The organism is Bradyrhizobium sp. USDA 4538, assembly GCF_024171045.1.
In the GTDB taxonomy this organism is placed as follows: Bacteria; Pseudomonadota; Alphaproteobacteria; order Rhizobiales; family Xanthobacteraceae; genus Bradyrhizobium; species Bradyrhizobium australafricanum.
The window spans coordinates 3,057,356-3,082,921 of sequence record NZ_JALJZE010000001.1; the positions used below are offsets into that span (position 1 = coordinate 3,057,356).

Annotated in this window: 22 protein-coding genes; 11 read left to right on the forward strand and 11 right to left on the reverse strand. The window is 64.7% G+C overall.

The window, feature by feature from the left end; genetic code table 11:
- Nucleotides 1-81: 81 nt before the first annotated feature.
- The 6 genes from J2R78_RS13735 to J2R78_RS13760 all read right to left on the reverse strand — a co-directional run bounded on the left by J2R78_RS13735 (nucleotide 82) and on the right by J2R78_RS13760 (nucleotide 7,075).
- The gene (locus J2R78_RS13735) at nucleotides 82-1,329 is read right to left on the reverse strand and encodes an acyl-CoA dehydrogenase (RefSeq protein WP_253604930.1); all 1,248 of its coding nucleotides are present in this window, start codon (nucleotides 1,327-1,329) and stop codon (nucleotides 82-84) included.
- Between the two features lie 117 nt (nucleotides 1,330-1,446).
- Nucleotides 1,447-2,574, reverse strand: a complete 1,128-nt coding sequence (locus J2R78_RS13740) for an acyl-CoA dehydrogenase family protein (RefSeq protein ID WP_253604932.1) — start codon at nucleotides 2,572-2,574, stop codon at nucleotides 1,447-1,449.
- A 132-nt stretch (nucleotides 2,575-2,706) separates the two neighbouring features.
- Nucleotides 2,707-4,575, reverse strand: a complete 1,869-nt coding sequence (locus tag J2R78_RS13745) for an AMP-binding protein (RefSeq protein ID WP_253604934.1) — start codon at nucleotides 4,573-4,575, stop codon at nucleotides 2,707-2,709.
- Nucleotides 4,576-4,616: 41 nt separating this feature from the next.
- Nucleotides 4,617-5,423 carry an enoyl-CoA hydratase/isomerase family protein gene (locus J2R78_RS13750; protein WP_253609820.1) on the reverse strand — a complete coding sequence of 269 codons (807 nt, stop codon included), beginning with the start codon at nucleotides 5,421-5,423 and terminating at the stop codon, nucleotides 4,617-4,619.
- Between the two features lie 180 nt (nucleotides 5,424-5,603).
- A complete protein-coding gene (locus J2R78_RS13755; protein WP_016847447.1) occupies nucleotides 5,604-6,362 on the reverse strand; it encodes an SDR family NAD(P)-dependent oxidoreductase in 759 nt (252 codons plus the stop codon).
- A 47-nt stretch (nucleotides 6,363-6,409) separates the two neighbouring features.
- Complete coding sequence (locus J2R78_RS13760) at nucleotides 6,410-7,075, reverse strand: TetR family transcriptional regulator (protein ID WP_253604937.1); 666 nt, start codon at nucleotides 7,073-7,075, stop codon at nucleotides 6,410-6,412.
- A 175-nt stretch (nucleotides 7,076-7,250) separates the two neighbouring features.
- On the opposite strand from J2R78_RS13760, the gene J2R78_RS13765 reads away from it, so the two are divergent.
- Nucleotides 7,251-8,423, forward strand: coding sequence for an acetyl-CoA C-acetyltransferase (locus J2R78_RS13765; protein ID WP_253604938.1), 1,173 nt, complete (start codon nucleotides 7,251-7,253; stop codon nucleotides 8,421-8,423).
- A gap of 180 nt (nucleotides 8,424-8,603) precedes the next feature.
- Entirely contained in the window at nucleotides 8,604-10,148 is a 1,545-nt protein-coding gene (locus J2R78_RS13770) for an acyl-CoA synthetase (RefSeq protein WP_253604940.1), read from the forward strand.
- A gap of 229 nt (nucleotides 10,149-10,377) precedes the next feature.
- On the opposite strand, the gene J2R78_RS13775 is transcribed toward J2R78_RS13770, so the two are convergent.
- Entirely contained in the window at nucleotides 10,378-10,884 is a 507-nt protein-coding gene (locus tag J2R78_RS13775; RefSeq protein ID WP_253604942.1) for a hypothetical protein, read from the reverse strand.
- Between the two features lie 104 nt (nucleotides 10,885-10,988).
- Here J2R78_RS13775 and J2R78_RS13780 point away from each other — a divergent pair, with 104 nt between their 5' ends.
- From J2R78_RS13780 to J2R78_RS13795, 4 genes are all read left to right on the forward strand, one after another.
- Complete coding sequence (locus J2R78_RS13780; RefSeq protein WP_253604944.1) at nucleotides 10,989-12,143, forward strand: alpha/beta hydrolase; 1,155 nt, start codon at nucleotides 10,989-10,991, stop codon at nucleotides 12,141-12,143.
- A gap of 178 nt (nucleotides 12,144-12,321) precedes the next feature.
- Nucleotides 12,322-13,293, forward strand: a complete 972-nt coding sequence (gene mbfA / locus J2R78_RS13785; protein WP_253604946.1) for an iron exporter MbfA — start codon at nucleotides 12,322-12,324, stop codon at nucleotides 13,291-13,293.
- A 256-nt stretch (nucleotides 13,294-13,549) separates the two neighbouring features.
- Nucleotides 13,550-15,022 carry an amidase gene (locus J2R78_RS13790; RefSeq protein ID WP_253604948.1) on the forward strand — a complete coding sequence of 491 codons (1,473 nt, stop codon included), beginning with the start codon at nucleotides 13,550-13,552 and terminating at the stop codon, nucleotides 15,020-15,022.
- Between the two features lie 123 nt (nucleotides 15,023-15,145).
- Nucleotides 15,146-15,499, forward strand: coding sequence for a nuclear transport factor 2 family protein (locus J2R78_RS13795; RefSeq protein ID WP_028336576.1), 354 nt, complete (start codon nucleotides 15,146-15,148; stop codon nucleotides 15,497-15,499).
- A gap of 105 nt (nucleotides 15,500-15,604) precedes the next feature.
- Here the strand turns inward: J2R78_RS13795 and J2R78_RS13800 are convergent, their stop codons facing one another.
- Nucleotides 15,605-16,693 (reverse strand): Zn-dependent alcohol dehydrogenase, encoded by a 1,089-nt coding sequence (locus tag J2R78_RS13800; protein WP_018269116.1) that lies wholly within the window; start codon nucleotides 16,691-16,693, stop codon nucleotides 15,605-15,607.
- Nucleotides 16,694-16,746: 53 nt separating this feature from the next.
- Nucleotides 16,747-18,528 carry an acyl-CoA dehydrogenase family protein gene (locus tag J2R78_RS13805; RefSeq protein WP_253609821.1) on the reverse strand — a complete coding sequence of 594 codons (1,782 nt, stop codon included), beginning with the start codon at nucleotides 18,526-18,528 and terminating at the stop codon, nucleotides 16,747-16,749.
- A 71-nt stretch (nucleotides 18,529-18,599) separates the two neighbouring features.
- Between J2R78_RS13805 and J2R78_RS13810 the strand changes: the two genes are divergently transcribed.
- Both J2R78_RS13810 and J2R78_RS13815 read left to right on the forward strand, forming a co-directional pair.
- Nucleotides 18,600-19,301, forward strand: coding sequence for an SDR family NAD(P)-dependent oxidoreductase (locus tag J2R78_RS13810; RefSeq protein ID WP_076832562.1), 702 nt, complete (start codon nucleotides 18,600-18,602; stop codon nucleotides 19,299-19,301).
- 197 nt (nucleotides 19,302-19,498) lie between these two features.
- Entirely contained in the window at nucleotides 19,499-20,329 is an 831-nt protein-coding gene (locus J2R78_RS13815; RefSeq protein ID WP_253604949.1) for an enoyl-CoA hydratase, read from the forward strand.
- Nucleotides 20,330-20,501: 172 nt separating this feature from the next.
- Here J2R78_RS13815 and J2R78_RS13820 read toward each other — a convergent pair whose 3' ends face one another.
- Nucleotides 20,502-21,125 carry a GNAT family N-acetyltransferase gene (locus J2R78_RS13820; RefSeq protein ID WP_253604951.1) on the reverse strand — a complete coding sequence of 208 codons (624 nt, stop codon included), beginning with the start codon at nucleotides 21,123-21,125 and terminating at the stop codon, nucleotides 20,502-20,504.
- A 70-nt stretch (nucleotides 21,126-21,195) separates the two neighbouring features.
- Entirely contained in the window at nucleotides 21,196-21,414 is a 219-nt protein-coding gene (locus J2R78_RS13825) for a DUF1127 domain-containing protein (RefSeq protein WP_176937012.1), read from the reverse strand.
- Between the two features lie 134 nt (nucleotides 21,415-21,548).
- Here J2R78_RS13825 and J2R78_RS13830 point away from each other — a divergent pair, with 134 nt between their 5' ends.
- The 3 genes from J2R78_RS13830 to tcuA all read left to right on the forward strand — a co-directional run bounded on the left by J2R78_RS13830 (nucleotide 21,549) and on the right by tcuA (nucleotide 25,560).
- Nucleotides 21,549-22,448: a transcriptional regulator GcvA gene (locus J2R78_RS13830; RefSeq protein WP_253604953.1), complete on the forward strand. Its 900-nt coding sequence runs from the start codon at nucleotides 21,549-21,551 to the stop codon at nucleotides 22,446-22,448.
- A gap of 272 nt (nucleotides 22,449-22,720) precedes the next feature.
- Entirely contained in the window at nucleotides 22,721-24,031 is a 1,311-nt protein-coding gene (locus J2R78_RS13835; RefSeq protein WP_016846804.1) for an MFS transporter, read from the forward strand.
- Nucleotides 24,032-24,159: 128 nt separating this feature from the next.
- Complete coding sequence (gene tcuA, locus J2R78_RS13840; RefSeq protein ID WP_253604955.1) at nucleotides 24,160-25,560, forward strand: FAD-dependent tricarballylate dehydrogenase TcuA; 1,401 nt, start codon at nucleotides 24,160-24,162, stop codon at nucleotides 25,558-25,560.
- The last annotated feature ends 6 nt before the right edge of the window (nucleotides 25,561-25,566 follow it).

The following is a 25,566-nucleotide window of genomic DNA, read 5'->3' on the forward strand; positions in this document are numbered from 1 at the left end:
AGCATCGAACCCGGAATCTGGAGATTTATTGTGCGGCTCGAGGTTCCGGGTTCGCCGCTTCGCGCCGCCCCGGAACGACGGTTAAGCTCTTCCCTTGGTCGGGATCTTGTTGAAGGGAACGTCCTTGTCGACCCTGATGTCGCCGGGCAGGCCCAGCACGCGTTCGGCGATGATGTTGCGCATGATCTCGTCGGTGCCACCCTCGACGCGGGTGCCCGGCGCGCGCAGCAGCATCGCCTGGAATTTGCCGGCGACCTCGGCATCCTCAATCCCGTTCAGCGCGCCGGCCGCGCCCTGCAGATCGAGCGCGTAGGTCGCGACGTCCTGGATCATCGAGCCGGCGACCAGCTTGCCGATCGAATTCTCCGGTCCCGGACGCTCGCCCTTCGACAGCGCCGAGATCGCGCGCATGCTGGTGTATTTCAGCCCGCTCGCCTTCACGGCCCAGTTGGCGAGCTTGGAGCGCACCGCGCGGTTCTCGATCGCGGGGCCGTCCTCCAGCATCAGGCTGGTGCAGAAGTCGAACAGCTCGGGAAAGCCGGTGGCGACACCGGCGCCGATCGACATCCGCTCGTTCATCAGCGTGGTCAGCGACACGTTCCAGCCGTCATTGACATTGCCGAGCCGCTGCGAGTCCGGAATGCGCACGTCGGTGAAATAGACCTCGTTGAAGTCGGAGGCGCCGCTCGCCTGCTTGATCGGCCTGACCTCGACGCCCGGGCTCTTCATGTCCAGGAAGAACATGGTGAGGCCCTTGTGCTTGGGCACGGTCGGGTCGGTGCGGGTAAGCAAGATGCCGTAGTCGGAATAATGCGCGCCCGAGGTCCAGATCTTCTGGCCGTTGATCACCCACTCGTCACCATGCTTCTCGGCGCGGGTGCGCAGGCCGGCGACGTCGGAGCCGCCGGCCGGCTCGGAGAACAGCTGGCACCAGATCTTCTCGCCGGAGGCAAGCGGCGGCAGATATTTGCGCTTCTGCTCCTCGCCGGCGAACGCCATCATGGTCGGGCCGCACATGCCGTGGCCGATGATGAACATCGAGCTAAGGCGGCCGAACGGGCCCTCCTCCTGCTGCCAGATCACGCGCTCGATCGGCGATGAGCCGCGGCCGCCATACTCCTTCGGCCAGTGCAGGCAGGCCCAGCCGGCATCGGCCTTCTTCTTCTGCCAGGCCTTCGCGACCTCGAGAATGTTGGCGCCCTTGAGCGCAACACGGCCGAGCGAGGCCTTGCGCAGCTCGTCCTCATGTTGCTTCGGTGCATTGGCCGCGATCCAGGCTTTCGCCTCGGCGCGGAATGCGGCCTCCTGCGGGGTGTCGTCGAAATTCATGGTGGCTTTCTTTCCGTCATTCCGGGGCGATGCGCAGCATCGAACCCGGAATCTCGATTCCCAACCTCTGGATTCCGGGTTCGCGCTACGCGCGCCCCGGAATGACGAATCGTATCGTTACGCCGCGTTCTTCTTGCGCATGCGGTCGATCAGCGCGTCTTCCCAATAGGACAGGCTGCCGAGACCGAGCGCCACCGCATTGGCGCGGCGGTAGTACATGTGGCAGTCGAACTCCCAGGTGAAGCCCATGCCGCCATGCACCTGGATGTTGTTCTTGGCGCAATGCTGGAATGCCTGCGTCGCGCTGATGCGCGCGGCGGCGGCGGCTTCCGGCAATTCGCCGGCATTGGTCGAGAGCGCCCAGGCGCCGTAGTAGCAATTCGAGCGCGCCAAGGTTGCCGACACATACATATCGGCCAGCATGTGCTTGACCGCCTGGAACGAGCCGATCGGCCGGCCAAAGGCAATACGATCAAGCGCATAGTCGCGGCCCATCTCCAGCGCGCGGTCGGCGCCGCCGACCTGCTCGAACGCCGTCAACACGGCCGCGCGATCGAGCACCTGGGAGATGACGCTCCAGCCCTCGCCGGTAGCGCCGAGCGGCTCGGCCTTCGCATCCTTGAAGGTGAATTCGGCCTGGCCGCGGGTCAGGTCGATGTTGGTCAGCGACTTGATTTCGACGCCGCCGGCCTTGAGGTCGACGATGAACAGGGAGATATCGGACTCGCGTCCGCTCGAGCCGGTGCGCGCGGCGACCACGGCGAAATCGGCGATCGCGCCATCAGGCACCGGCTTCTTGACGCCGTTGAGCACGCCGCCATTGGCCGTCACCTTGATCGCCTTCGGCGACGGGTTGCCCTTGCCCTCGAACAGCGCCAGCGTGCCGATGGCTTCGCCCGCGGCGATCTTTGGCAGCCACTTCTGCTTCTGCGCGTCACTGCCTGCGATCAGGATCGCTTCGGCGGCGAGATAGACGGTGGAGGAGAACGGCACCGGCGCCAGCGCGCGGCCCATTTCCTCCGCGATCACGCAGAGCTCGAGATGGCCGGCGCCCGCACCGCCGAACTGTTCCGGGATCGCGACGCCGAGGAAGCCCATCTCGGCGAGGCCCTTCCACAGCGCCTTGTCGTAAGGCGCCTTGCCGTCGAGCACCTCGCGCACGGCCTTCGGCGGGCACTGTTCGCTGAGGAACTTCCGCGCCTCGTCGCGCATCTGCTTCTGTTCGTCGGAGAAATCGAAATTCATGGCGCTTACCTTTTTCTTGCTGTCATTCCGGGGCGATGCGCAGCATCGAACCCGGAATCTCGACGTAAGGAACCTCTGGATTCCGGGTTCACGCTTCGCGCGCCCCGGAATGACGCGTTTGCTTTCGTAGGATCAGTTCAAGATGATCACGTCGTCGCCGGGCTTGCCGGCATACAGCTTCTCGACCAGTGCGGCGCGGCGTTCGAGGCCGGCGCGCTGGTTGATGTAGCCCTTGTCGGTGAGCTCGTTGCCGTCGATCGACGGCGGCTCGACCATCAGCATCGCACGCGCGATACGCATGCTGCTGCCGGTGGTGGACGCATTGTGCGCCTGCAAACCCTTCTTCAGGCAGGCAAGCACTTCGGGATGCCGGATCACGTCCTCGTAGCTGGCATCGGCATTGCCGACGAGCTGGCGGCAGGCGTGCAGGTTCGGCCAGCACAGCAGGCTGATGAACTCACGGTCCTGCCCCGCAACCAGCGCGTCATGCACGACCGGCGTCGCGGCTGATATCGCATCGGTGCGCAGCGAGCCGACATGCACGAACGTGCCGGTGGTCAGCTTGAAATCTTCGACCACCCGGCCGGCAAAGATGATGCCTTGCAGCGGATCTTCGGGATCGACGAACACGCCGGCATCGCCGATGCAGTAGAAGCCTTCCTCGTCGAACATCTTGGCCGTGAGGTCCGCCTGGCCGAAATAGCCTGGCGTGACGTTGACGCCGCGCAGCCGCAATTCATATTTCGAGCCGCACGGCACCATCTTCAGCTCGACGCCGGGGAACGGCAGACCGATCAGGCCGACGCGCTCGGTATCCCAATAGGTGCCGGTCGAGGTCGGCGCGGTCTCGGTCGAGCCCCAGCCGGTGTAGAACACGATGCGCTCGCCCGTGGTCTTCACCGCCAGCGCCTGCATGCGGTCATAGAGATCGTCGGGCAGCCGCGCGCCGCCATAGGCCATGATCGAGAGGTTCTTGAAGAAGCTCGCGCACAGCGCCTCGTCCTTCTCCATCGCGGCGGCGAGCGCGGCATAGCCGGCCGGCACGTTGGCGTAATAGGTCGGCGACACCTCGCGCAGGTTCCTGATGGTCTCCTCGAGCTGGCCCGGCATCGGCCGGCCGTCGTCGATATAGAGCGTGCCGCCGTCGACCAGCACCGGATTGAACGCGGCGTTGCCGCCCATGGTGTGATTCCACGGCATCCAGTCGAGCACCGTCGCGATCGGTCCCTCCGTTTCACGCGGGCGCACCTGCATCATCATCGCCGCGTTGGCACACATCATCTCCTGGGTGTTGATGACGGCCTTGGGCATGCCGGTCGAGCCCGAGGTGAACAGCAGCTTGCCGACGGTCTTGGGCGTGATCTTCGCGATGGACTCGCCGACCGCAGCCGTCACCGGCGTTGCCGCGAGGTCGGCAAAGGCCGCGCTCCTGATGCCCTCGCAGGGACGCAGGACGTGGACGACCGTGATGCCGGTGAGATCGATCGCTTTGAGCGCCTTCTCGAAAGTCGGGCCGTCCTGCACCATCACGACGGCCGGCTTGATCAGGTTGAACAGGTATTTGAGCTTGAGATGATCCTGGCTCATCAGCGAATAGGCCGGCGACACCGGCGCGGCCGGCAGCCGCGCCTGCATCGCGGCCTGCGTCATCAGCGCGTGCTCGATAGAATTGCCCGAGAGGATCGCGACGGGCCGGCCGTCGCCAACGCCAAGATCGAGCAGGCCTTGCGTCAGCGCATCGACGGTGCGCTTGGCTTCACCATAGGAGACCTTGCGCCATTGCCGGTCGGGACCACCGCGTTGCGCGAGCCAGATCCGCTCCGGCGCCTGCGCCGCCCATTTGGCGAGATAGGCCGGAATATGCGTCTCGTAGGCCTGGAGCGGAATCCGCGACTTCAGGACGACGGTGCCGTCACCGCGCCGCTCGACCGCGATGTCACGTGCGAGCCAATCTACCTTGCGAAAGGCAGGTTTCGTCAGCATCGCCGCGTCTCCTTCCATTTTGCGTCTCCCGGAATTCTTGTCCTTTTGAGGATCTGTTCTCAGCGCCTGATATAGACAGGCTTTCGTTTCTCGAGAAAGGCCCTGATGCCTTCCTGGAAATCTTCCGAGCGGCTGCACAGCACCTGATTGCGATCTTCCATCGCGATCACGGCCTCGATCGAGCCGGCATCGACGCTCATGTTGATGCATTCCTTCGAGAGGCGGAGACCGACCGGCGAGGCCGTCATCATTGCCTCGACATAAGGATTGGCCGCCGCATCAAGATCGGTGGCCTCGACCACCTCGGACACCAGGCCGACCGCAAGCGCGCGGTCGGCATGGATGAAGCGCCCGGTGAGGATCAATTCGGAAGCAACCGACACGCCGACGAGGCGCGGCAGGAAATAGCTGGTGCCGATATCGCAGCCGCCGAGACCGAGCTTGATGAAGGCGCAATTCATCCGCGCGTTCTTCGCCGCGATGCGGATGTCGGCGGCAAGCGCCAACGCGAAGCCACCGCCGGCGGCCGCGCCCTGCACCAGCGCGATGATCGGCTGCGGAGCGCGCCGCATCAGCATCACGATGTCGGCGATGCGCCGCTGCGAGTCCAGCGACTCCGTGACGCCGGGCGGCTCGGTCTGTCCACCACGGCGCGCCATCGCGTGCTTGAGATCGAGCCCGGCGCAGAAATTCGCACCGGCGCCCTTCAGCACCACGACGCGGGTGTCGCGATTGCGCTGCAGGCCCTGGAAATAGACGTTGAGCGCGTCGATCAGCGAAGGGGCGAGTGCGTTGAGGCTCTCGGGGCGATTGAGCGTGACCCAATCGACCCCGTCGTGATGTTCGATCAGCAGCGGCTGAGACACGCGCATGGTCCTCCCGACCGTCGTCCCGGCCAAGCGAAGCGCGAGCCGGGACCCATAACCACAGGCTTTTGTTGTTTTGCGCGGTGTCTGCCAGCTTGCCTGTTACAGACGCCGCGGAGTATGGGTCCCGGCTCCAGCGCGCAATTGCGCGCAAGGCCGGGACGACAGCGGAATTCGCCGTTAGCGCGGCGCCATGCGGATGGCGCCGTCGAGGCGGATGGTTTCGCCGTTGAGCATCGGGTTCTCGACGATGTGGACCGCGAGATTGCCGTATTCCGAGGCATCGCCGAGGCGGGCCGGATGCGGCACCTGGGCGCCGAGGCTCTTACGCGCTTCCTCGTTCAGACCCATCAACAGCGGCGTCAGGAACAGGCCCGGCGCGATGGTGTTGACGCGGATCTTCAGGCTGGCGAGGTCGCGCGCGGCCGGCAGCGTGAGGCCGACGACGCCACCCTTCGAGGCGGAATAGGCGATCTGGCCGATCTGGCCTTCATAGGCTGCGACCGACGCGGTGTTGATCGCGACGCCGCGCTCCTCGCCGATCGGGGCCTCGGTCGCCAGCCGCTCGGCGAACAGGCGCAGCACGTTGAAGGTGCCGATCAAATTGACGTTGATGATGCGGACGAACTTTGCCAGCGGATAGACGCCGTCCTTGCCGACGATGCGCTGCGAGCCGCCGATGCCGGCGCAGTTCATCAGCACGCGCGCGATGCCGTGCGCGGCCTCGGCCTTGGCGATAGCAGCCTTGATGGCGTCCTCGTCGGTGACGTCGGCATGCAGCGCGACGCCCTTCACCTCGGCGGCGACTTTCTCAGCGTTTTCCTTGTTCTGGTCGATCACGCCGATCTTGGCGCCCTTGGCGGCCATGGCGCGCGCGGTTGCGGCACCAAGGCCGGAGCCACCGCCGGTGATGAGAACGGCAACGTCTTTCAACTGCATGGATACAACCTTTCCTTGGGCGTTTCTTCTCTAGACTTCGAACTTTGTTATCCGGCGGCGACTGCTGCCGTTTCCTTATCGGGATTGAGCACGCCGCCGAAGATCAAGGCTTCCATGTGCTTGATGTAATCGCGGCAGACCTCGTCGGTGATCGGGCCGACGCCGACCGCGCGCGACATCGCGTGACGGCCGAAGAACAGATGATCGCAGGCGCCGATCAGGCTGGTGTAGAACAACACCGGATCGATCTTGCGGAATTCGCCGGCCTTGATCCCTTCTGCGAGCAGCCGGCGGTGAAAATCCAAAAGCGGCGCGACGAAGAATTTCGACACCTCGTTCGCGGCGGCAGGCGAGCTCTCGTGCAGGAGATAATGGATCAGCCGGTTCATATAGGGGAACTGGTGATAGGCGCGGATGATGCCGCCGATATGCAGCCGCAATTTCGCGGACGGCGTGATCGGCTGGCTGATGAGATATTCGAGTTGCGATATCTCGGTGGCGGCGTCGCGCGCCAGCAGCGCCAGCAACAGCCCGTCCTTGTTGCCGAAATGATATTTCACCAGCGCGGCGTTGACGCCCGACTTCTGCGCGATGTCGGACAACGAGACCTCGATCGAGGCGCGCTCGATCATCAGCTCACTGGCCGCAACCAAAAGCTTGTCGGCGGTGGCATTTTTGCCGGCCGGAAGTTTCGTCGGTACGCTGGTATTCAACTGCGCTCTGGTCCCGCTCTGTGTCAGGGGGTCGACGGTAAATCGAGGCCGCACATAAGCCCATGGCGGGGCCGCACTCAAGAGTTAATTGATTGATTGACTAAATGCTGAGCCACCCCTTAAATCCGGCCCAACTTTCAGACCGCCCAATCCGGAAACATCAGGGAGATCAGACATGGCCGAGGCATATATCGTCGCCGCCGCTCGCACCGCGGGCGGCCGCAAGGGAGGGCGTCTCGCCGGCTGGCATCCGGCCGATCTGGCCGCGACCGTGCTCGATGCGCTGGTCGAGCGCACCGGCGCCGACCCCGCGCAGGTCGAGGACGTGATCATGGGCTGCGTGATGCAGACCGGCGAGCAGTCCACCAACATCGCGCGCAACGCGGTGATGGCCTCGAAGCTGCCGGAGAGCGTGCCGGCGACCTCGATCGACCGCCAGTGCGGTTCCTCGCAGCAGGCGCTGCACTTCGCGGCGCAGGCGGTGATGTCTGGCACGATGGACTGCGTGATCGCCGCCGGCGTGGAATCGATGACCCGCGTGCCGATGGGCCTCGCCTCCTCGCTGCCCGCCAAGAACGGCTTCGGCCACTACAAGAGCCCGGGCATCGAGGCGAAGTATCCCAACATCGTGTTCAGCCAGTTCACCGGCGCGGAGATGATGGCCGAGAAGTACGGCCTGTCGAAGGATGAGCTCGACGAATACTCCTATAACAGCCATCAGCGCGCGATCGCAGCAACGCAGGCCGGCTATTTCAAGGACGAGATCGTGCCGGTGACAATCACCCGCGCCGACGGCTCGACCGACACCCATCACATCGACGAAGGCATCCGCTTCGACGCCAGCCTCGACGGCATCAAGGGCGTCAAGCTGATCGCCGAGAACGGCAAGCTCACCGCGGCGAGCGCCAGCCAGATCTGCGACGGCGCCTCCGGCGTCATGGTCGTCAACGAGAAGGGCCTGAAGGCGCTCGGCGTCAAGCCGATGGCGCGCATCCATCACCTCACCATGATGGGCGGCGACCCCGTGATCATGCTGGAAGCGCCGCTGCCGGCAACCCAGCGCGCGCTGCAGAAGGCCGGCATGAAGATTGACGACATTGATCTCTTCGAGGTCAACGAGGCCTTCGCCTCGGTGCCGACCGCTTGGCTGAAGACCACCGGCGCCGATCCGGCCCGGCTCAACGTCAACGGCGGCGCGATCGCGCTCGGCCATCCGCTCGGCGGCAGCGGCACCAAGCTGATGACGACGCTGCTGCATGCCCTCAAGCAGCGCAACAAGCGCTACGGCCTGCAGACCATGTGCGAAGGCGGCGGCATGGCGAATGTGACGATTGTCGAGCGGCTGTAAGAAAAGTCCGCATCAGCGGCCACAACAATGATGTCGTCCCGGCGTAGGCCGGGACCCATAACCACAGCCGTTTGTGGTTAGGCGCGGCTGGGGCCACAACTCAGTCCAACAAGAAAAATTGGTGGTTATGGGTCCCCGCGTTCGCGGGGACGACCACTATTGATGCTCCGAGGAAACACAATGACCCATCCGTCGATCCACGCGCGTACCCATCCGAACAAGATCGCCTACCAGATGGCGGGCAGCGGCAAGGCGATCACCTATCGCGAGCTCGACGAGCTTTCGAACCAGGGCGCGCATCTGTTCCGCTCGCTCGGCCTGAAGGCCGGCGACCACATCGCGCTGCTGATGGAAAACCGGCTTGCCTTCATGGAGATCTGCTGGGCCGCGCAGCGCTCGGGTCTCTATTACACGGCGATCAGCCGCTACCTGACGGAAGAGGAGATCGCCTACATCATCAAGGACTGCGGCGCGAAGGTTTTCATCACCACGCCGCAATGCGCCGACAAGGCGAAGGGCCTGATCAAGGGCGAGGCGGGCGAGCCGCTGTTCTACATGATGGACGAGCCCTCACCGGGCTTCCGCTCCTACGACAAGGAAGCCGGCGCGCAGCCGACCACGCCGGTTGCCGACGAGGTCGCCGGCTACGACATGCTGTATTCCTCCGGCACCACCGGCCGGCCAAAGGGCATCAAGAAGCAGTTCGAAGGCAACCGGATCGACGTGCCGAACCCGTTCCTGCGGATTCTCACCGCAGACATGTGCGGCATGAATGCGGACAGCATCTATTTGTCGCCGGCGCCGCTCTATCACGCCGCCCCGCTACGCTTCAACATGATGGCCACCGTGCTCGGCGGCACCTCCGTCATCATGGAGCATTTCGACGCCGAAGAATTTTTGAAGCAGGTCGAGAAGCACAAGGTGACGCAGTCGCAGCTGGTGCCGACCATGTTCGTGCGCATGCTGAAGCTGCCCGACGAAGTGCGCACACGCTACAAGGTCTCGTCGCTGAAAGGCGCGATCCACGCCGCGGCGCCCTGCCCGGTCGACGTCAAGGCCAAGATGATCGAATGGTGGGGACCGATCCTGATCGAGTATTACGCCGGCTCCGAAGGCAATGGCGTCACGGTCTCGACCTCGCAGCAATGGCTGACCCACCGCGGCACGGTCGGCCGCGCGGTGGTCGGCAAGGTCAAGATCCTCGACGAGAACGACGAGGAAGCGCCGACCGGCCAGATCGGTCAGGTCTTTTTCGCCGACGCGCCGGCGTTCTCCTATCACAACGATCCGGAGAAGACGAAGAAGGCCTACAACACCAAGGGCTGGTCGACGCTCGGCGATGTCGGCTACCTCGACGAAGAGGGCTTCCTCTATCTGACCGACCGCAAGAGCTACATGATCATCTCCGGCGGCGTGAACATCTATCCGCAGGAGACCGAGGACGTCCTGATCACGCATCCGGCGGTGTCCGACGTCGCGGTGTTCGGCGTGCCGAACGAGGAGATGGGCGAAGAGGTCAAGGCCGTGGTGCAGCCGCACGACATCACCAGGGCCGGCAAGGAGCTCGAGGCCGAGCTGATCGCGTTCTGCCGGCAGCACTTGTCGCCGATCAAATGCCCCAAGAGCATCGACTTCGAGCAAGAGCTGCCGCGTACGCCGACCGGCAAACTGGTGAAGCGCCATCTGCGCGACCGCTATTGGCCGAAGGCGGCAGCGAAGGCGTGACCGCGCTTCACCCTCCCCTGGAGGGGGAGGGTCGGTTCGCATGCAGCGAAGCGAAATGCGAAACGGGGAGGGGTCAGGTCTCTCCACGAATACCTTTCGAGTGGAGAGATCCGACCCCTCCCCGCCGCTCATTTCATTCGCGTCGACCCTCCCCTTTCAGGGGAGGGTTAAGTCACACCGCATGTCAGAGACACGCTACGCTTCGTCATGTCGCGAATCTTATGCAAACCTACAAATCCTCCGCCGGTGCGCACGCGACCGATGCCACGGCACGCAAATGCAGCTGGCCGTGCTTGCCCGATGCCGTGGTGGTCCATTGCGCATCGATCTGCTGAAAATCTTCCGACAGCTTGCCGCGATGGCTGCCGTCGGTTTCGAACGCCCCGTCGCCATCGGGCGAGCGTTCGAAGATCTCGACCTCGAGATCGGACAGCCGGACGAACATCTGCACGCCGATCTTGGTCACGTGGCGACCGACCTCATATGAACCGCAGCCGCGCGCTTCCGCGTTCTGCTCGTTCAGGGCCTGCACTTTGTCGAAGGTAATGACGACGTTCTGCACCGCGTTGTCGCCGTCCCACAGGAATTCGCCGACATAGGCGCGCGGCAGTTTCTCGGTGAGCTGCCTGATGTCGGCGGCACGCACCGCCGACATCAGCACCAGACTTGCCGCCACGATCACCACGCCGAGACGCGACATCCAGCCGGGCAGCTCTGCAATCCTCGCGTGGCGCATGCGGTATGCATCCCCTGGGCAAAATTGCTATCGTTCAATAATGACCGTCAGCATACAGCCAAATGCGCTGGTTCTGCGGCGATGCCCAACAGGTGATCTGCACAATGGAAGCCCTCCCCGACGTCCCGCTGCCCTCCACCATCCGCTCGCGTTATGTCGACGGGATCAACGGCCTGCGCATGCATGTGCTGGAAGCGGGCTTTGAAACATCCGGCCGGCCCTGCCTGTTGCTGCTGCACGGCTTTCCGGAGCTGGCGTTTTCCTGGCGCAAGGTGATGCCGAAGCTCGCCGCAGCCGGCTATCACGTGATCGCGCCGGACCAGCGCGGCTATGGCCGCACCACCGGCTGGAGCGCGGAGTATGACGGCGATCTCGCGTCGTTTCGTCTCCCCAATCTGGTGCGCGATGCGCTCGGGCTGGTCGCAGCGTTCGGCTACAAGCACGTCGATGCCGTGATCGGGCACGATTTCGGCTCGTCGGTCGCGGCGTGGTGCGCGCTGATCCGGCCCGACGTGTTCCGCGCGGTGGTGATGATGAGCGCGCCATTTTCGGGACCGCCGTCGCTGCCGTTCAACACCGCGAGCGCGCCGGCAAAGCCCGCGAGCGAAGACCCCGTGCATCGCGAGCTCGCCGCGCTGCCGCGGCCGCGCAAGCATTACCAATGGTACTATTCGACGCGTCCGGCCAATGACGACATGCATCGCGCAGCGCAGGGCGTGCACGACTTCCTGCGTGCCTATTACCACCACAAAAGCGCGGACTGGAAAGACAACAAGCCGCATCCGCTGCAATCCTGGTCGGCAGGCGAACTGGCAAAACTGCCGACCTATTACGTGATGGATTTCGCCAAGGACATGGCCGCCACCGTCGCCGAGGAGATGCCGTCGCGCGAGGCGATCACTGCCAACACATGGCTGCCGGATATCGAGCTCGCTTATTACAGCGCCGAATATCAGCGCACCGGATTCCAGGGCGGGCTGCAATGGTATCGCTGCGGCACCTCGGGGGCGTTCGTCCCGGAACTGCAGACCTGGAGCGGCCGCACGATCGACCAGCCGTCCGCCTTCATTTCCGGCAAGCAGGATTGGGGCACCTACCAGCGGCCCGGCGTGTTCGAGGCGATGCAGACGAAAGCTTGCACCAACATGATCGGCTGCCATCTGGTCGACGGCGCCGGCCATTGGGTGCAGCAGGAACAGCCCGATGAGGCGAGTCGGCTGCTGCTCACATTCCTGCGAGACGCCGGCGCGCGGCGCTAGACGCTCGTTCGGCCGTCGCGTTGCATCCCGTTGATCTCAGGCGTTTTCCTCGCTCAACCCGCGCGGCTTGCCGGCGCTGCGGCAGCGAATCCGGGCCGACCCGGATTTGACCCGGCGCCAGCGCAACCCTATAGTTTAGAACTATTCTAATTCTAAACTCCGCGAACAAGGCGTTGCCGTGAAGAACTTTGCCGATCTGACCGAGCGCGAGGTGCTGGCGGTCGCGATCGCCTCCGAGGAGGAGGACAGCCGCATCTACATGACGTTCGCGGAGGATCTCGCCGAGCGCTATCCCGACACCGCCAAGATTTTCGAGGAGATGGCCGAGGAGGAGCGCGGCCATCGCCACCGGCTGCTGGAAACCTACGAGCAGCGCTTCGGGGCGCATCTGCCGCCGATCCGGCGCGAGGACGTCAAAGGCTTCCTGCGTCGCCGCCCGATCTGGCTCACCAAGAACCTGCCGCTCGACACCATCCGCAAGGAAGTCGAGACCATGGAGCTGGAGGCCGAGCGCTTCTATGCCAAAGCGGCCGAGAGGGCCGAGGATGTCGGCGTGCGCCGGCTGCTCGGCGATCTCGCCGAGGAGGAGAAGGGCCACGAGAAGCTCGCAGTGAAGCTGACCGGCGAGATCCTCAAGCCGGACGTGCGCGCGGAGGAAGACCGCACCCGGCGGCGGATGTTCGTGCTGCAATATGTGCAGCCGGGCCTTGCCGGATTGATGGACGGCTCGGTCTCGACCCTGGCGCCGCTGTTCGCCGCCGCCTTCGCCACCCATCACAACTGGCAGACCTTCCTGGTCGGGCTTGCCGCCTCGATCGGCGCCGGCATCAGCATGGGCTTTGCCGAGGCGCTGTCCGACGACGGCTCGCTGACCGCGCGCGGCTCGCCGTGGCTGCGCGGCCTGACCTGCGGATTGATGACGACGCTCGGCGGGCTCGGCCACACCATTCCCTATCTGGTGCCAGACGCCTGGCCGAACGCATTCTGGATCGCGACCGCGATCGCCGGCATCGTTGTGTTCTTCGAATTGTGGGCGATCGCCTTCATCCGCGCGCGCTACATGGACACGCCGTTCCTGCAGGCGGTGTTCCAGATCGTGCTCGGCGGCGCAATCGTGCTCGCGGTCGGCATCCTGATCGGCGCGGCGTAGCAACGGTTCAAGTCTCCCTCTCCCCGTTCTTACGGGGAGAGGGTTGGGGTGAGGGGCAATATCCACACGTGACGCAAGTGGACGTACCTGTACCCCCTCACCCGCCGCGCAAGCGCGCGGCGACCTCTCCCCGCAAGCGGGGCGAGGTAAAGCAGAGCAATTCCGATCAAACACGGCGACAACGTTACGGCTACAGCGCTTGCGGGCGGCAGCCAAACTGCCCATCATCGCGCCAACAACAAACCGGGAGCACGCCGTGGCCAAATCGCAATACAGCTTCAAGACCGCCGTCGAATTGTCGGAGGCGCTGCGCAACAAGCAGGTCTCGGCCGGCGAGCTCGCACAAGACGCGATCGGCCGCATCGAGCGCCACGACGGCAAGGTCAACGCGGTCTGCGTGCGCGATTTCGAGCGCGGCCTCGCCGCTGCGCGCGCCGCTGACGCCGCGATCGCGCGCGGCGAGCACAGGCCGCTGCTCGGCATTCCCATGACGGTGAAGGAATCCTTCAATGTCGCCGGATTGCCGACGACCTGGGGCTTCCCGCCGCAAAAGGACTTCGTCCCGACCGAGGACGCGCTGTCGATTCAGCGGGTGAAGGACGCCGGCGGCGTGATCCTCGGCAAGACCAACGTGCCGGTCGGGCTCGCCGACTGGCAGAGCTACAACGAGATCTACGGCACCACCAACAACCCCTACGACCTCGGCCGCACGCCGGGAGGCTCCTCCGGCGGATCGTCGGCGGCGCTCGCCGCGGGCTACGGCGCGCTGTCGCTCGGCTCGGACATCGGCGGCTCGCTGCGCGTCCCGGCGTTTCATTGCGGCGTCTATGCGCACAAGCCGACCTTCGCGCTGCTGCCGTCGCGCGGCCACACCGCGCCGCCGGCGCCGCCCATCATCTATGAGCGCGACCTTGCGGTGACCGGCCCGATGGCGCGCGGCGCGGCCGACCTGTCGCTGCTGCTCGACGTGATGGCCGCTCCCGATCCGCTCGATGCCGGCAAGGCCTATCGCCTCGACCTGCCGGCGGCGCGCCACGCCAGCATGAAGGATTTCCGGATCCTCGTGATCGACACCGATCCGGTGTTGCCGACCGACAAGGCGGTTCGCGGCAGCATCGACAAGCTCGCGAGCCACCTCGACAAGGCCGGCGCGAAGATATCGCGTTCGAGCCCGCTGCTGCCGGATTTCGCGGCGTCCTCGCGGCTCTATATGCGGATGCTGCTGTCGTTCCTCGCCGCGACCTTCCCGTCGGAGGTCTATGCCGGCGCCTGCGCGGCGGCGGCCGCGCTGCCCGCCGGCGACAACAGCCTGCAGGCCGAACGGCTGCGCGGCATCGCGCTCAGCCACCGCGACTGGGTGCAGGCGACAGTCGTCCGCTCGCGGCTGCGCGCGCAATGGCGCGAGCTGTTCAAATCGTTCGACGCGGTGATCTGCCCGATCATGCCGACGCCGGCCTATCCGCACGATCATGAGCCCGACCAGGAGCAGCGGCGGATATTGATCGACGGCGAGCCTTACATCTACACCGACCAGCTCGCCTGGCCCGGCATCGCGACCCTGCCCGGCCTGCCTTCGACGGCGATCCCGACCGGCTTTGCGCCCGACGGATTGCCGGTCGGCGTGCAGATCGTCGGCCCATGGCTCGAGGACCGCACGCCGCTCAAGCTCGCCGAGCTGATCGAGCACGAATTCGGCGGCTTTGTGCCGCCGAAGATGTTCGATGATTAGGTGCTGGAAAAAACCGTCATTGCGAGGAGCGAAGCGACGAAGCAATCCATATCTCAACGAGCGGCGAGATGGATTGCTTCGCTGCGCTCGCAATGACGGACAACAAAACCAGGGAGAACGCCAATGAGCAACGATCTCGAGGAGCTGACAAAGCTCAACAAGGATTACGTCGATTCGGTTCAGAACTGCGACGTCAAGCGCTTCGACGAAATTTTGGCGCAGGACTTCTACTGCACCAATCCCGACAAGAGCCTGGTCGACCGCGCTGCCTTCCTGAAGCAGACGGCGATCCCGGTGAAGATCAAGGGCCTGAAGGCCGAGGACGTCAAAATCCGCATCCTCGGCGATTTCGCCATCATCCACGCCCAGACCAGCTACACCAACGCGGACGGAGAGCCGGCGCATGGCCGCTACACCGATTGCTGGGCGCGGCAGAATGGAAAATGGCTCGCGGTATCCGCGCACGTCGCGCGTTAGTTCGAACCGTCATTGCCGGGCTTGACCCGGCAATCCATCGCCTTCGAAAGATTCATTAGAGGATGGATGCCCGGGTCAAGCCCGGGCATGACGCGTAGCGCGGAATCAGCTATCAAACATGATCACGCTGCGCAGCGTCTTGCCGGCTTTCATGTTGGCAAAGCCCTCGTTGATCTCGGAGAGCTTCAGCTTGGCCGAGATCCAGTCTTCCAGATGCAGCTTGCCGCGCATGTAGAAGTCGACGAGGCGCGGCATGTCGACGCGAAAGTGGTTGGAACCCATCGACGAGCCCTGGATGCGGCGCTCGCGCAGGAAGTCGAAGCCGTGCAGCTCGATCTTCTGGCCGAACGGGATCATGCCGACGATGGTCGCGGTGCCGCCCGCCGCCAGCATGGCAAAGGCCTGCTCGGCGGTGTCCTTGCGGCCGAGCACCTCGAAGGAGTGCTGCACGCCGCCGCCGGTGAGCTCGCGCACCTGCTGGACCACGTCGCCGCGGGCCGGATCGACGATATCGGTGGCGCCGAGCTTGGTCGCAAGCTGCAGCTTCGCCGGATTGGTATCGATCGCGATGATGCGGCCGGCGCCGGCGATCTGCGCGCCGTTGATCGCGGCCATGCCGACGCCGCCGCAGCCGATCACCGCCACCGTCTCGCCGGCGGTCACCTTCGCGGTGTTGACCACCGCGCCATAGCCGGTGATGACGCCGCAGCCGATCAGCGCGGCGAGATCGAGCGGCATCTCCTTCTTGATCTTCACGATGGCGTTCTCGTGCACCAGCATCTGCTCGGCGAACGACGACAGATTGAGGAACTGGTTGAGCTTCTCCTTCCTGCCCCATGACAGGCGGTTGGAGGCGCCGGGCAGCATCTTCACCGTGGTGTCGGTGCACAGCACGGTGCGGCCGGTGGTGCAGTTGTCGCAGGTGCCGCAGAACACCGACAGGCAGGTGACGACGTGATCGCCGGGCTTCACGTAATTGACGTCGGAGCCGACCTTCTCGACCACGCCGGCCGATTCATGGCCGAGCACCGCCGGCAACGGATGCGGATAGAGGCCTTCCATGAAGTGCAGATCGGAATGGCAGAGGCCCGCGACCGCGGTGCGGATCAAGACCTCGCGCGGCCCCGGATTGGGCACGCTGACATCCTCGATCACCAGCGGCTGATTGACTTCATGCAGGACGGCGGCCTTCATCGGGGTCTCCCTTGACGTTTTTGATTGTTTGAAAAGTTCGCTCGCGCAGCAGCCTACGCTGCGTCAAGCAATTCGCCAACCTCGGCCATGCCGACCGCGCGATCGCCGAGCAGATGCTCGGTCATCCTGCGCTGAACGGTATTTTCCGTTAGCCGGAACGGATCGCCCGGCAACACGCGATGATCGACCACCATCCGCGACAGCAACAGCCGCCGCGCATCGCCGCGCATCTCGTGGATGCGTCCGCCCTCCCACGCCAGCGCGACCGCGCTTGCGACATGGTAGATTAGGCTGGTGGCGCGTCGCGCATCGCCCTCATTGTCGATGCGGCCGGCCACCTCGCGCGCAAACGCGACCGCGCGGTCGCTGAGGTCGCGCAGCCGGTTGCGCCAGGCCTGCGGCACATTCGGGCTGTCATCGAGCCGCGCATGCAGATCCGAGGCGAGCGCATTGTCGGCGCCATGACGTCCGACCGCGCGCTTCAGCGCATCGATCGCGACGATATTGCCGGTGCCCTCCCAGATCGAGCCGAGATGCGCGTCGCGCAGCAGCCGCGGCGTGACGAATTCCTCAATGTAGCCGATGCCGCCGCGCATCTCCATCGCATCGCCGCAGACCTTTCGGGCGTCGCGAGTGGCGCGGAATTTCAGCGTCGGCGTCAGGATGCGGAGCAGCGCCGCGGCGTCCTGGCTGCCGGCCTCGGCGCGGTCGAGCGCGTCAGCGGTCAAAAAGCTCATCGACAGCGCCTGCTCGGTCGGCAGCATGATCTTCATCAACTGCCGCCGCGCTAGCGGCAGGTCGATGATGCGCTGGCCGAACACCACGCGGCCCTTCGCTACGGTGATAGCGTCGTGCCAGGCGCGGCGCATCAGCGCGGTCGATTTCACGCCGTTGGAGAGCCGCGACGAATTCACCATCTCGGCCATCTGCACGAAGCCGCGGTCGAGCTTGCCGACGGCGTAGGCGATCGCGCCGTCGAACTTGATCTCGCCCGAGGCCATCGAGCGGGTGCCGAGCTTGTCCTTCAACCGCACGATCCGGTAATGGTTCTGCGAACCGTCGTCGAGGAAACGCGGCATCAGGAACAGGCCGACGCCGCGGGTGCCCGGCCCGGCGCCTTCCGGCCGCGCCAGCAGCATCACCACCTTGGCATCGGCGTTCGAGCAGAACCACTTCTCGCCATAGAGCCGCCAGTGATCGCCCTCCTGCACGGCGCGCGTGGTCAGCGTGCCGACATCGGAGCCGCCCTCCTTCTCGGTCATGAACTGGCCGCCCTGCGTCAGCTTGCTCATGTCGGTCTGGGTCAGGCCGTCGAGATATTTCGCCTTCAATGCCTCGCTGCCGAAATTCGCCAGCAGCTTTGCACAGCCGTCGGTGACGTTGATCGGGCAGCCCATGCCGAATTCGGTCTGGTTGAACAGGAAGGTGAAGGCGTGCTTGGCCACGACGGGGTATTTGTCGGGCCAACCCATGATGCCCTTGCGGAGCGACAGCGCGTGAATGCCGAACTCGCCGAACGCGGCCTTCTCGATCTCGCGATAGGCCGGATGATATTCGATGTGCTGCACGTCGCGGCCGAACTTGTCGCGCTGGTGCAACACCGGCGTATGCCGGTCGGCAAGCCGCGCGCATTCGTCGAGATAGCCGCCGGCCAATGCACCGAGGCGGTCGAGATGCGGCTCGATATGGCGGAACAATGCATCGGGCAGATGCAGCTTCAGAAGGTCGGTCAGCGCCGGATCGGCCCGGTAGAAATTCATTCCCGTCGTGTCGGGCGCCAGCAGGCCCGGCTGGCTGGCGGCTGACGTTTTCGGATCCTGCTTGTGCGGCTGCATTGAATTCCCGGCTTCGGTGCTCATTTGTTTGGGCACGACTATCCTCCTCCGGCCGAGCAAAGGAAAGCCCAATGGATATTCCAAAATACAAGATCGCCCTGATCGTCGGCGCCGGCGAGGGCCTGAGCGCCTCGTTGACGCGGCTATTTTCGCGGGAGGGAATTCGCGTGGCACTCGGCGCCCGCAGCATCGAGAAGCTCGGCGCGCTCTGCACCGAAACCGGCGCGCGGGCCTATGCTTGCGACGCCACCAAGGCCGAGGATGTCGAACGTCTTTTTGGTCTGGTCGAGCGCGAGATTGGAACGCCTGATCTCGTGGTCTACAACGCCTCCGGCCGCTCGCGCGGGCCCTTCGTTGAACTGGTCCCTTCAGAGGTCGAGCAGGCGATCGCGGTCTCGGCGTTCGGCGGATTCCTGGTGGCGCAGGAGGCGGCGAAGCGCATGCTGCCCAACAAGAAGGGCGCAATCCTGTTCACCGGCGCCTCCGCCAGCGTGAAGGGCTATGCGCAATCGGCGCCGTTCGCGATGGGCAAGTTCGCCTTGCGCGGCCTCGCGCAGAGCATGGCGCGCGAACTGTCGCCGCAGGGTATTCACGTCGCGCATTTCGTGATCGACGGCGGCATCCGCAGCGCTGCGCGCGCCGAGCCCGCCGACCGGCCGGACTCGATGCTCGATCCCGACGCGATTGCACTGAGCTACTGGAACGTGCTGCAACAGCCGCGCAGCGCCTGGACCTGGGAGCTGGAATTGCGGCCTTGGGTTGAGAAGTTTTGAGATGACGAAGATCATGTAAGCAGCGTAGGCTGGACGAAACGCCAACGTGATCAAGATCGCGAGCAAGCTGTGAGGCGGTGCGCACGAGGCTTGGCGCCTTTTGCTCACCGCGTGAAGTAACTTTCACCGTCATTCCGGGATGGTGCGCTAGCACCAGACCCGGAATGACGAAACAAACAGACACGGGGAGCGACGACATGACCGCTGAAATCAAGATCGAGACCGGCACCGACGAACTGCTCTGCGTGATCCGCGATCGCGTCGCCGTCATCACGCTGAATCGCCCGGACGCCCGCAACTCGCTGTCGGACACACTGACGCCGGCGCTGCGCACGATGATCAAGACCTGCGGCGAGAACCCCGAGGTCGGCGTGCTGCTCGTCACCGGCGCCGGCAAGGCGTTCTGCGCCGGCGGCAACGTCAAGGGCATGGGCGCGCATCGCGACAAAAAGAAGCTCGAAATGTCCTATGAGGACAAGGTCGCGGATTTGCAGGAGCGCCAGCGCCTGCTCACCGGCTCGCTGGCCTCGGTGCGCAAGCCGACCATTGCTGCCCTTCCCGGTCCCGCGGTCGGCGCCGGCCTTGCGATCGCGATGGCCTGCGACATCCGGATCGCGGCGCAATCCGCCTTCATCTCGACCGGTTACTTGCGCGTGGCGCTGAGCGGCGATTACGGCATGGCATGGCTGTTGACGCGGCTGGTCGGCACCTCGCGCGCCCGCGAGCTGATGTTCACCTCGGAGAAGGTCGACGCCACGAGATGCGAGCAGATCGGTCTCGTCAATCGCGTGGTGCCGGACGAAACGCTGCAGGACGACGCCTTTGCGCTGGCGAAGTCCATCGCCGAAGGCCCGACGCTGGCGCTGCGCTACATGAAGGACAATCTCGACGAGGCGCTGCAGTTCGCCTTCGCCACCGCACGCGACCACGAGGCCGAGCGGCTAATCCGCCTCACCACGACGGCCGATCACAAGGAGGCCGTGCAGGCCTTCATCGAGAAGCGCAAGCCGGTGTTTCGGGGGAGTTGATCCCAGTTCAGCGTCCCGTCATTGCCGGGCTTGACCCGGCAATCCATCGAAAGAAACGCTTTCGCTCAATGGATGCGCGGGTCAAGCCCGCGCATGACGAGTAGCAGTCGCGGCACCGGTTGGGAAAAGAAAAGGGCCCGGTTCTGGAGGGGCCAGAACCGGGCCTAGTCAGTCAAACCGCAAGCGAGGACATCGCGGCCAAGCGGGAAGTGGCGGCAAGCCGCCAGCTGGCACAGGGAATGTCTTGCGGTTCGACGTGGATCTCTTTTGCAAAGCGCACCAGCTTCCAATCGCCGGCGCTCGGCATGAAGGCGTAGCCCGACTTCCGGGCGAGGCCGATCATCGTCGCATTGGAACGCAAGGTGTCGCCGAAGATGCGCTCGGCTCCGAAGGACGCCGCGCGGCATTCGAGATTCTTGAGCAGCGCCTTGCCAATGCCGTGGCCCTGCCACCGGTCATCGATCGACAGGCCGAACTCGACGCTCGACGTATCGGCATGGAAGGCGTAGCGGGCTTCGCCGACGATGGTCTCAAAGCAATCGACCGGCATCGTCGCGACCACCGTGAACCGGTCAGCCTCGCCGACATGGATGAAACGCTCGAGCTCCGTCTTCGGCAGCTCGCTCAACGCGCCCAGGAAGCGGTTGTAACGGGACCCCGCGGAGAGCGAGCGGATGTAGCTCTGCAGCTCTTCGCGGTCGCGCGGCTCGACGAAGCGCACCTTGACCTCGCTGCCGTTCTTGGCGCGCAGCACGTCAGAGTATTGCTTGAGATCGTCGAGATGCAGCGCAACCATGACACGCTCCTCGGGTGAAGAAATTAGCCGGCGCCCCTCGATCGAGGCGACGCCAGCGGTGGCGTCCTTCTCAGGCCCGCCAGAACGGCTTCTCGGTCTCGAAAACGATGTCGCTGCGGGACATGCCGATGTCGTGCAGATCGCGCTCGGTCCACTGCGACAGCTCGCGGCGGCGCTCGTAGCGCTCCCACCAGACATGCAACGTCTCGCCGACCTGGTTCAGCAGGCCCGATGCGTGATGATTTGGCGTATGATGATTTGTCATCGATTCATGGGTGAAAATGGACATCTGCGACTCCTATCGGTAACCTGTTGGCGGCAATATCGGAGCTATTTGGTCCACTCACAAACGACACTTTGTACCGTTTCGCATGAATTAAAGTCATGTATTGGAGACGCATAAGAATTGGAGACGCATAAGAGATGACCAGCCGCCTGCCTTCGCTGAATGGCCTGAGGGCGTTCGAGGCCGCCGCGCGCCATATGAGCTTCACCCTGGCGGCGTCCGAACTGAACGTGACGCAGACCGCGATCAGCCATCAGATCCGGCGGCTCGAGGAGGAGCTCGGCGTCCGTCTGTTCGTCCGCCAGAACCGCTCGCTGAGCCTGACGCCGGAGGCTACCGAATACCTTCCCGGCGTCCGCGCCGCCTTCAACGACCTCAGGCTCGCCACCGACCGCCTGCTGCGCCGGGACGACGATCACGTGCTGACCGTCTCGACGCTGGCATCGCTTGCCGCCAAATGGCTACTGCCGCGGCTGTCGGCCTTCCAGGAGGCGCATTCCGGCATCGACGTTCGCATCACCACCTCGACCAGCCTGGTCGACTTCCAGCGCGACAAGGTCGATGCGGCGATCCGCTATGGCCGCGGCCAATGGGCGGGCCTGCGTGCCGATTGGTTGATGGCGGATGAGCTGTTTCCGGTGTGCAGCCCGTCGCTGCTACAGGGAACCAGACCGCTGAAATGCCCTGAAGACCTCAGGGATCACACGCTCCTCCACACCAGCAACGCCAACAGCGACGACTGGCGGCTGTGGCTGACCGCGGCGGGGCTGCCGACCGATATTTCCAAGCAGCCCGGCGTCACCTTCGACCTGCTGTTCGTGACGATCCAGGCCGCGATCGACGGCATCGGCATCGCGATGGGCCGCACCTCCTATGTGCAGGACGACATCGCCAAGGGCCGCCTCGTGGTTCCCTTCAAGATCACGCTGCCGGCCGACGCCGGCTTCTACCTGGTTTCGCCGCAGGGACGCGCCGATACGCCAAAGCTCTCCGCGTTCCGGAGCTGGCTCGGCACAACGGCGCACGCCGCGCCTTGATGCGCCGCACGCGACGGCCGGGGCTTCGGCCCTACCAGAGCCGAAGCGCCAGATCGTTGTTTTGACGAGGTTTCTTCGCGCGAACCGGTATCCCCTTCGCTCGAAAGGCTCCCTGCGATTTCCACCTACGGCTTTTTTCCCATAGCCCCCCGCGTGATTCCGGGTTGGTCGGGCCCGATAGCCGTGCCAAATTGCCGCACATGGCAGTTAACTGCTTTGGCCGGCGAGACAATTTGCGCCGGCCGTTTTTGTCACGGGGAGGAAAGGGCGTTATGTCGCAGTCGAGTTCATCGCAAGTCCCGCAGATCAAATCGCGTCTTGGCGCCATCCTGCGCGCGACCAGCGGCAATTTCCTCGAGCAGTTCGACTTCTTCCTGTTCGGCTTCTATGCCCAGGCGATTGCAAAGGCTTTCTTCCCCTCCGAGAACGAGACCGCGGCGCTGCTCAACGCGTTCGGCGTGTTCTGGCTCGGCGCCTTGATGCGCCCGGTCGGCGCCGTCGTGCTCGGCGCGTATATCGACCGCATCGGCCGCCGCAAGGGCCTGATCGTGACGCTGTCGATCATGGCTATCGGCACCGTGGTGATCGCGCTCTGCCCGAGCTATGCGACGATCGGCATTGCGGCGCCGATCATCGTGCTGATCGCGCGCCTGCTGCAGGGCTTCTCCGCCGGCGTCGAGCTCGGCGGCGTCTCGGTCTATCTCGCGGAGATCGCCACGCCCGGCAATCGCGGCTTCTACACCTCGTTCCAGTCGGCGAGCCAGCAGGTCGCGATCTTCGTCGCCTCGATCCTCGGCTTCGTCCTCAGCGAGAGCATGCCGGCCGCGACCGTGGCCTCCTGGGGCTGGCGCATCCCGTTCTTCGTCGGCTGCCTGATCATCCCGGTGATCTTCTTCCTGCGCCGGACGCTAGAGGAGACCCCGGCGTTCCTCGCGATGAAGAAGCATCCGACCGCAAGCGAGGTGTTCGCCTCGGCGATCGCGAACTGGCGCATCGTCGTGCTCGGCATGATGATCGCGGTGCTGACCACCACCACCTTCTACTTCGTCACCGTCTACACGCCGACCTTCGGCAAGACCGTGCTGAAGCTCTCGACCCAGGATGCGCTGCTGGTGACGCTGCTGGTTGCAGTGACCAACTTCATCTGGAATCCGGTCGGCGGCGCGGTGTCGGACCGGATCGGCCGCAAGCCGGTGCTGCTGGCGATCGCCGGCCTGTCCCTCATCACGGCCTATCCGGCGCTGCACTGGCTGGTGACCAATCCGTCGTTCGGCAAGATGCTGGCGGTCGAGATGATGTTCTCGTTCTATTTCGGCGTCTACAGCGGCACCATGCTGGGCTGCCTGGTCGAGATCGTGCCGGCGCATGTCCGCACCACCTGCTTCTCGCTGGCCTTTGCACTGGCGGCCGGGCTGTTCGGCACCTTCACGCCGTTCGCCTCGACCTGGCTGATCCAGCAGACCGGCGACAAGGCTTCGCCCGGCTACTGGCTGATGTGCGCCGCAGCTCTCGGCATCGTCGCTGCGCTGATCGTCTATCGTGGCGGCCAGACCATCGAGCAGCGCGAGACGGTTGCGGCCTGATATTCCACTTCGCGGCCGGGTGGGCTCGCTGGGCATGACTTCTCCGGAAAATCGCGACACGCTTTTCCGGATCATGCTCATGCGTCCGGCCGTGTTGCTTTCCATGCCAACAACGATAACAAGAGCGCATGGTTGATCTGACGCGCAGGTTCGACGTCCTGGTGATCGGCGGCGGCAACGCCGCGCTGTGCGCGGCGATCAGCGCACGGCGCGCCGGCGCCTCGGTGCTGGTGCTGGAAGGCGCCCCGAAATTCTATCGCGGCGGCAACACCCGCCACACCCGCAACATGCGCTGCGCCCATGACGCGGCGACCGAGATCCTCACCGGTCCCTACACCGAGGAGGAGTTCTGGAAGGATTTGCTGCTGGTGACCGGCGGCCAGACCGACGAGGAACTGGCCCGCTTCATGATCCACGAGTCCAAGGACATCCTGAACTGGATCGTCGAGCAGGGCGTGCGCTGGCAGCCGTCGCTCGGCGGCACGCTGAGCCTTGGCCGCACCAACTCGTTCTTCCTCGGCGGCGGCCGCGCGATGCTGAACGCGCTCTATCGCACCGCCGAGGAGCTCGGCGTCGACATCCTCTACGATGCCGAGGTCATCGACCTCACGGTCGAGGACGGCATGTTCCTTTCGGCGCAGCTGAAGCAGCCGGTCGGCGGCAAGACCGAAGTCCGCGCCTCGACCCTGGTTGCGGCCGCCGGCGGCTTCGAGGCCAACATCGAATGGCTGAAGGAATCCTGGGGCGATGCGGCCAACAATTTCCTGATCCGCGGCACGCCCTATAATCGCGGCGCGATCCTCAAGATGCTGCTCGCCAAGGGCGTGCAGGAGATCGGCGATCCGACGCAATGCCATGCCGTGGCGATCGACGCCCGCGCGCCGAAATTCGACGGCGGCATCATCACGCGTCACGATTCGGTCGTGTTCGGCATCGTCGTCAACAAGCATGCCGAGCGCTTCTACGACGAGGGCGAGGACATCTGGCCGAAGCGCTATGCGATCTGGGGCCGGCTGGTCGCCGCGCAGCCGGACCAGATCGCCTACATCATCTTCGACTCGACCGTGGTGACGAGCTTCATGCCGACGCTGTTTCCACCGATCGCGGGCGCGACGATCGCCGAACTCGCCGGCAAGCTCGAGCTCGACGCGGCCGCGCTGGAAAAGACCATCACCGAGTTCAACGCCGCAGTGCAGCCCGGCACCTTCGACCACACCATCCTCGACGACTGCGCTACCCAAGGCATCACGCCGGCGAAGACGCATTGGGCGCGCCGGATCGAGACGCCGCCCTATCTCGCCTATCCGGTGCGGCCGGGCATCACCTTCACCTATCTCGGCACCCGCGTGAACAGGGAGGCGCGGATACTGATGAAGGACGGCAAGCCGTCCGCCAACATGTTCGCGGCCGGCGAGATCATGGCCGGCAACGTGCTCGGCAAGGGCTATGCCGCCGGCATCGGCATGACCATCGGCAGCGTGTTCGGCCGCGTCGCCGGCCGGGAAGCAGCCAAGAATGCGCGGAACTGAAGGCGG